Below are 7,795 nucleotides of genomic sequence, written 5' to 3'. Positions count from 1 at the left end.
CCCTTAAGTTCTTAGTATTTGTAAGCGTCAGACTTGAATGGTCCCTCAACAGCAACACCTAAATAGCCAGCTTGCTCTTGAGTTAATTGAGTAAGTACACCACCAAAACCTGCAACCATTGCCGCAGCAACTTCTTCGTCAAGTTTCTTAGGAAGAACTTCTACACGAATTTTTGCAGTTTTTTCACTTGCAGGAAGGTCAGCAAATTTCTCTTGGAATAAGTGAATTTGACCTAACACTTGGTTAGCAAAAGAACCATCCATCACGCGTGATGGGTGACCAGTTGCATTACCTAGGTTTACAAGGCGACCTTCAGAAAGAAGAATTAGGTAGTTGTTTTCGTCTTCTGAACGATAAACTTGGTGAACTTGTGGCTTAACTTCAACCCACTTGTAACCACGTAAATAAGCTGTGTCGATTTCTGTGTCGAAGTGACCGATGTTACATACAACTGCACCAGCTTTTAAGCTATCTAACATTGCAGCATCACATACGTGGTAGTTACCAGTAGTGGTTACAACAAGGTCAGTGTTGCCAAGTAAGTCGTGGTTAATATCTTCTTTTTTACCTGTTTGTACGCCGTTTTTGTATGGAGATACAACTTCATAGCCGTCCATACATGCTTGCATTGCACAAATTGGGTCAACTTCAGTTACACGAACGATCATGCCTTCTTGACGTAAAGATTGAGCAGAACCTTTACCAACGTCACCGTAACCGATCACAAGCGCACGACGACCAGACAAAAGCATGTCAGTTGCACGTTTGATTGCATCATTTAATGAGTGACGGCAACCATATTTGTTGTCGTTTTTAGATTTAGTAACTGAGTCATTTACGTTAATTGCAGGTACTTTCAAAGAACCGTCTTTCCACATTTCGATAAGACGTTGAACACCTGTAGTCGTTTCTTCAGTAATACCGTGAATGCGTTCTAAAAGAGCAGGGTATTTTTCATGAACAAGAGCAGTTAAGTCACCGCCATCATCCAAGATCATGTTGGCATCCCAAGGCTGACCGTTAACATTTACTTGTTGTTCAAGACACCATACATATTCTTCTTCAGTTTCGCCTTTCCAAGCAAAAACAGGAATACCGCGAGCAGCAATTGCAGCAGCAGCATGGTCTTGAGTCGAGAAAATGTTACATGAAGTCCAACGAACTTCAGCACCCAATTCAACAAGCGTTTCAATAAGAACCGCTGTTTGAATGGTCATGTGAATACAACCAAGGATTTTTGCACCAGCAAGTGGTTTAGACGCTGCATAACGTTTACGTAAACCAATTAGAGCTGGCATTTCTGCTTCAGCAAGTTTGATTTCTTTACGACCGTAGTCAGCAAGAGAGATGTCAGCAACTTTATAATCTGTAAATGAAGCATTAACCGCGTTCATCAGGATCTCCTAGGGAAAAAATAGTATGGATCGTTCTGTTCGCGGATGCCGTTGTTGGTTAAAACGAGTGTTTAACCGATTGTCGAGCCTGGCAAACTGATCTTTAGTGCCGATCATTTGTCGCAGCATCCCTCGACTAGCGAAACATTGTACTTGGAAAAGCTTTTAGTGCCAATCCAGTTTTGTTTATTATCTGCCTAATTATCCTTATAGATTCAAATTATGGCAGTAAATATTCCCCAAGCTCTAGCAAACCTCGAAGCAAACTGTGGTGTTTTTGCGGTTTGGATGGTGCTTCAACATCATGGAGTACAAATTGATGTTGCTGAGTTGATTAAAGTTTGCCGACACGACGAAGGGGGCACCTACACTATTGCCTTAGCTGTTGCATTAAAGAAACTAGGATTTAACGTGTCATTTCATTCAGATGAAGATCCTAATATTAGCCCAAGTGAACGAATGAGCTATAAAGAAGCAAAGGTATTGAAAATACCGACAGCGTCTGCCTTGAGCTATCAAGATATTCAAGCTGAAATTCAAAATGGCAAAATGGTGATTGTCTATTACGATACTTTAGAAGGTGTTGGAAATCAGTCGCTCATTTATTCTATAGATCAAAATGAAATCTGCTTTTTTGATAATTTTGAACCGATGTCAGCAGCAGTTTTTGAAAAGCAACGTCAAATAGAAGGGATTTGTCGTCAGACTATCGTGATTGACGACCGTAATTTTCAGATGCATTCGTCTAAATTAAATTAGATTAAAAAGAGCCAGTAGGCTGCTGGCTCATATTGAAATTATTTTTGTTGATATTCTTGAATCACTTCTAAAGCAGCACGAAAAGCTTCTTGTGTAGCAGGCGCGCCACAATATGGAAGGCTGTGCAATAAAGTTTCTTGAATCTCTTCGACTGTACAGCCATTGTTAAGTGCACCACGAATATGGCCTTTGAGTTCGGTTGGTGACTTAAGTGCAGTTAACATGGCCAAAGTAATTAATGAACGGTATTTACGTGGTAGAACACCTTCACGCTGCCAAGTCGATCCCCATGCATGCTCGTTAATCCAGTCTTGTAAAGGCTGAGTAAAGGGTACGGTGTTTTCTTGGGCGCGTTTTACAAAAGCTTCTCCCATCACTTCTGTACGAACTTTTAATCCATTTTCGTAATCTTGCTTAGACATTAATTTCTCCTAAAAATAAAAGCGTCGATTGACGCTTTTATGGCTGTTTATTAATTAATGCGAATCAAGTGTGATTGCAATAGTGAATTAGTGGAGGCATCAGTCACTAAATTTGATGAGGGTTCGACAAAGGAAGATCCTTATTTAAATCTTCATCAAATACATCTGTAAGCATGCTATCGAATCGAATTGCGTTGTATTGCAATAATTGTTGAGCTTCACTTTCAGTAATAAAACCTTCTTTTATTGCTTGTGCAATATTTTCTTCGAAAGTAAGTCCTGTAAATTTGCTTTTAGATTCAGCTTTTTTGAACTTATCCCAAAGTGGTTCAAGGGTTCGTAGAATTTGAAAAGTATGTTCTAAACGTCCAGTCACATCATCGGCTTTGGTAGAATAAAATACGTGATGTTTAAGCTGCTCTCTAAAAGGATGCTCTTGCATCATAAGTTCAGCGACTTGCTGTTTTAACTCATCGTCAGGTTTTGAAATGACACGGCCAAGAGGGAAACAGATCCATTTTACAAATGCTGCTGGAAGTTTAGCTGGGAAGTTTTCAAATAATCCCCAAAATGCTTCCTGAATATTTAAGAAAGCTTTTTGTAGCGCTAATTTAGCATGGAGTTGTTCAGCTTCAGTTTTTTGTCCAGCTTCATAAAATTTTAAAATCGCAGTAGAAATAAACAGGTGCGCGTGAATATCTGCCAAGCGGCCTGATAACATTTCTTTGCGTTTTAAGTCTCCTGCAAGTAAACCAAGTGACATATCTGAAACCAGTGCAAAGTTGGCACTAAAACGGTTAATCGTCTTATAGTAACTGGCAGTAAATTGATCTACTGATTGAGGGGCATCGCTTGAGCCACCTGTCCAACCATAAGCAAATGATTTTGCCCCACGGTTAAAGGTATAGGCTAAATGTTTAAATAATAAATCATCGAATTTTTGAACTGCATTAGCTTTATCTTCAGATTGAAGAAGTTGCAATTCTTCAAAAAGATAAGGGTGACAACGCATTGAGCCTTGACCAAAAATCATCAATGAACGGGTCAAAATATTTGCGCCTTCTACCGTAATCGCAATTGGAATTGCTTGATAGGTAAGGGCAAGGAAGTTGCGTGGTCCAAGTTGAATTGCACGTCCTCCGGCAATATCCATTCCGTGATTGACGACTTTGCGCATCGTTTCAGTGGCATAATATTTTGCCATGGCAGTCATCACCGCAGGAGTTCCACCTTGGTTTAAGCCACATGTCACTAAATAACGGAATGCTTCAAGCATGTAGGCATCGCTGGCAATTTCACTGGTCGCTTCTTGTACGCCTTCAAATTTACCTACTGAAATATTGAACTGTTGACGAATTTTCGCAAAAGCACCAACGGTTAAATAGCTCATTTCACCTGCTGCTGTTGCTAAAGCTGGAAGGGAAATACCACGGCCAACACCTAAGCACTCCATTAGCATTCGCCAGCCTTTACCGGCATTTTCTTGCCCACCAATAATCCAATCAATAGGAATAAAAACATCTTCTCCTTCTACGGTTCCGTTCATAAATGGAGAACCTGGAAAATGACGCGCTCCTATTTTTACGCCTGCATGACTGGCAGGAATGAGGGCACAGGTAATACCGTACTCTGTTTTATTTTTATCGCCGAGTAACCCTTCAGGGTCATATAGTTTAAATGCAAGACCTACGACTGTGGCAATTGGCGCAAGGGTAATCCAGCGTTTAGAGAAATTCATACGGAGCCCAAGAACTTGAGCACCTTCATATTCGCCGTAGCAAACAACACCTGAATCTGGAATGGCACCAGCGTCTGAACCTGCTTCTGGACTGGTTAAACCAAAGCATGGGATTTCTTCACCTTTAGCTAGGCCCGGTAAATATTGTTGCTTTTGAGCATCAGTCCCGTAGTGCATGAGTAGCTCACCCGGTCCCAACGAATTTGGAACCATACAACTCACAGCAGTGGTGAGTGAGCGTGAAGCAATTTTGCTCATAATACGACTTTGGGCAAATGAGCTAAATTCTTTGCCGCCAAAGGATTTTGGAATAATGAGACCTAAAAAACCTTTGTCTTTAATAAATTGCCAAACCTCTGGTGGAAGATCTTTTAAGTGATGATGAATTTCCCACTCATTGAGCATGCTACAAAGTAGTTCAACTTCATTGTCGATAAAACTTTGTTCTTCTTCTGACAACGTTGGGTAGGGATATTTCTCAAATTGAGACCAATCAGGTGATCCCATAAACAATTCTTTTTCCCACCAACTGGTACCTGCTTCTAAGGCCTCTTGTTCAGTCGTACTGATGCTCGGCATTGAGTTTGCTAATGTTTTATATGCAGGTTTAGTAATCAGGTTAAAGCGTAATGGTGCAAATAAAATAATGATACTAAGGGCAATGAGGGGAATACCTAAAATGAGAGCCCATGGCGTTAATATAAGTGCAGTAAATATAGCTACCGCAATCGTAATAACACTGCCAATGATTCGATTCAGGTTAAAAAAGAAAATTGCCCATATTGCAAAAAGCTGAATGACAATGCTTAAAACAAAGAGTAGGAAAATCATACTTGCTCCTTGCTAGATAAGCCCTCAAGTTAGAAGTTACGAAAAAAGCGAGGAGAGATTTAAGGCTTAACTAGCTAATTTTAATGCTGTTTAAATTTAATTTTTTATATCGCAATTGATGTATATGCTAGAGCAGGGATATATCGTACTTTTAGGTATAAGATATTTTTCAGTGAAAGTGTAATGGCTTGTTTTATCGATTTGTCAAGAAATGTTATTGATTTTCTTATACAAATAAAAAGCCCTCTGTGTTAGAGGGCTTTTTATAGATATTTAATTTATTAAGCTTCGACAACTTGAACAGCGATTTTTTTAGCTGGATCTACTTTACGACGAACTTCTGGTACTGGTTCACCGTGGTATTGACGATCAGCAAAATAACTTGAACGAACCATTGGTGCAGACCAAATATTTCTAAAGCCAAGTTTGCGGCCATGCTCTGCATAACGTTCAAACTCTTCTGGCGTTACAAAACGGTCGATTGGTGCATGTTGTTTAGAAGGCTGTAAATATTGACCAATAGTCACATAGTCAACATCGTGAGCACGTAAGTCATCAAGCAATGCAATAACTTCTTCTTCAGTTTCACCAATACCGACCATCAAACCACATTTTGTTGGGATATCTGGGCAGTATTCTTTAAACATTTTTAATAAAGTTAAAGAATGTTGATAGTCTGAACCTGGACGCATTGCTTTATATAAGCGAGGCACAGTCTCAATGTTGTGGTTAAATACGTCTGGCGGACATTCAGTCATAATGCGTAAAGCAATATCCATACGTCCACGGAAGTCTGGTACTAAAATCTCAAGCAATGTCGTCGGGCTAAGTGCGCGAGCTTCTTTAATACAGTCCACAAAGTGTTGTGCACCGCCGTCAAGTAAGTCATCACGGTCAACTGAAGTAATTACTGCATACTTGAGTTTTAGGTTAGAAATGGTTTCGGCCATGTGACGAGGTTCGTCAGCATCGAGTGCATTTGGACGACCATGTGCTACATCACAGAAAGGACAACGGCGTGTACAAATATCGCCCATAATCATGAATGTTGCTGTACCGCCACCAAAACATTCTGGTAGGTTAGGACAAGCAGCTTCTTCACAAACGGTATGGAGTTTTTGAGCACGTAAAGTCGTTTTAATACGCTGAACTTCTTCTGGTGCCGTCATCTTGACACGAATCCAGTCAGGTTTACGCGGCACTTCAACCGTAGGTACAACTTTTACAGGAATTCTTGCGACTTTTTCTGCGCCACGAAGTTTTACACCCTGTTCAGGTTTACGGTGTTCTGACATATCTAACTTTTCCACTCGTTTATAGAGACATTGACATTGTATTATAGCGAAGTTCTTCAGTTAATAGCGGAAAATAACTATTCATATAATAAATGTGGCTATTCAGAAATATAGGGTTGAGAAATACATAAATTCACCGCATATTAGTCATAATCTATTATAAAATATGGTCATTCAAGAGAGGAAGGAGCTTTCAATGCCACGTAAAAAAGAGGTCGTTAGTGGGAATTTCGTTAAATACGATGCGGTAGTTCTCGGTTCTGGACCTGCGGGTGAAGGCGCGGCAATGAAGCTTTCAAAAGCTGGTAAGCGTGTTGCAATTGTAGATGTGCGTGATCAACTTGGTGGTAACTGTGCACACGTAGGAACGATTCCAAGTAAAGCATTACGTCAAACAGTTTCTAGTATTATTCGCTATCAGCGTGATCCAATGTTTCAAAAAGTAGGTGAATGGAAGCAGTTCACCATGAAACAGGTTTTGCGTAATGCACATAAAGTGATTCAACAACAGGTTGATACACATACACGTTTTTATGACCGTAACAAGATTGGTGTCTTCCATGGTCGTGCATATATTCAAGATAAAAATACAGTCTTAGTTTTTAGCCATGAAGGCATTAAAGAGACAATTATCTGTAAGCAAATCGTAATTGCGACAGGTAGCCGTCCTTATCATCCGCAAGGCCTCGACTTTGATCATCCTCGCGTGTTTGATTCGGATAAGATTCTTGATCTTGATTATTCAATTCAAAAAATCATTATTTACGGCGCAGGCGTTATTGGCTGTGAATATGCCTCAATCTTTATTGGTCTAGATCATAAAGTTGACTTGATCAATACTCAGCAAAAACTATTAAGTTATTTAGATGATGAAATTGCTGATGCTTTGTCTTATCACTTACGTGAACAAGGTGTGTTAATTCGTCACAACGAACAAATGGATCATCTTGAAACGTTTGATGACCATGTTGTTTTACACTTACAAAGTGGTAAAAAGATTAAAGCCGATGCCATTCTTTGGTGTAACGGCCGTTCAGGTAACACAGAAGGCTTAGGTCTTGAGAACGTTGGATTAGTTCCAAACAACCGCGGTCAGCTTTCTGTAAATGATCAATATCAAACTGAAGTTGAAAACATCTATGCTGCTGGTGACGTAATTGGTTGGCCATCACTTGCTTCTGCTGCTTATGACCAAGGGCGCTGTGCTGGCGCAAACATGAGCGGTGAAGATGCGAAGCCAGTACGTGATATTCCAACTGGTATCTACACCATTCCGGAAATCTCATCAATTGGTAAAAATGAACAGGAATTAACGGAAGAGAAAATTCCGTATGAAGTAGGTCAAGCTTCTTTCCG

6 protein-coding genes are annotated in these 7,795 nt (G+C 40.0%); 2 read left to right on the top strand and 4 right to left on the bottom strand.

The window, feature by feature from the left end; genetic code table 11:
• Positions 1-11 precede the first annotated feature (11 nt).
• Positions 12-1,394, bottom strand: a complete 1,383-nt coding sequence (gene ahcY, locus UC75_RS06990; protein WP_049837129.1) for an adenosylhomocysteinase — start codon at positions 1,392-1,394, stop codon at positions 12-14.
• Positions 1,395-1,616: 222 nt separating this feature from the next.
• Here ahcY and UC75_RS06985 point away from each other — a divergent pair, with 222 nt between their 5' ends.
• Complete coding sequence (locus UC75_RS06985; protein ID WP_049837128.1) at positions 1,617-2,153, top strand: cysteine peptidase family C39 domain-containing protein; 537 nt, start codon at positions 1,617-1,619, stop codon at positions 2,151-2,153.
• 38 nt (positions 2,154-2,191) lie between these two features.
• Here UC75_RS06985 and UC75_RS06980 read toward each other — a convergent pair whose 3' ends face one another.
• The 3 genes from UC75_RS06980 to lipA all read right to left on the bottom strand — a co-directional run bounded on the left by UC75_RS06980 (position 2,192) and on the right by lipA (position 6,439).
• Positions 2,192-2,575: a carboxymuconolactone decarboxylase family protein gene (locus UC75_RS06980; RefSeq protein ID WP_049837127.1), complete on the bottom strand. Its 384-nt coding sequence runs from the start codon at positions 2,573-2,575 to the stop codon at positions 2,192-2,194.
• A 106-nt stretch (positions 2,576-2,681) separates the two neighbouring features.
• A complete protein-coding gene (locus UC75_RS06975) occupies positions 2,682-5,144 on the bottom strand; it encodes an acyl-CoA dehydrogenase (protein ID WP_049837126.1) in 2,463 nt (820 codons plus the stop codon).
• 281 nt (positions 5,145-5,425) lie between these two features.
• A complete protein-coding gene (gene lipA, locus UC75_RS06970; protein WP_003650609.1) occupies positions 5,426-6,439 on the bottom strand; it encodes a lipoyl synthase in 1,014 nt (337 codons plus the stop codon).
• A 196-nt stretch (positions 6,440-6,635) separates the two neighbouring features.
• On the opposite strand from lipA, the gene sthA reads away from it, so the two are divergent.
• On the top strand, positions 6,636-7,795 hold a 1,160-nt coding region (gene sthA, locus UC75_RS06965), incomplete at its 3' end, for a Si-specific NAD(P)(+) transhydrogenase (protein WP_228137144.1).

The organism is Acinetobacter sp. V2 (assembly GCF_001188385.1).
GTDB classification, from domain to species: Bacteria; Pseudomonadota; Gammaproteobacteria; order Pseudomonadales; family Moraxellaceae; genus Acinetobacter; species Acinetobacter oleivorans.
This window is presented reverse-complemented; position numbering and strand designations above follow the sequence as displayed.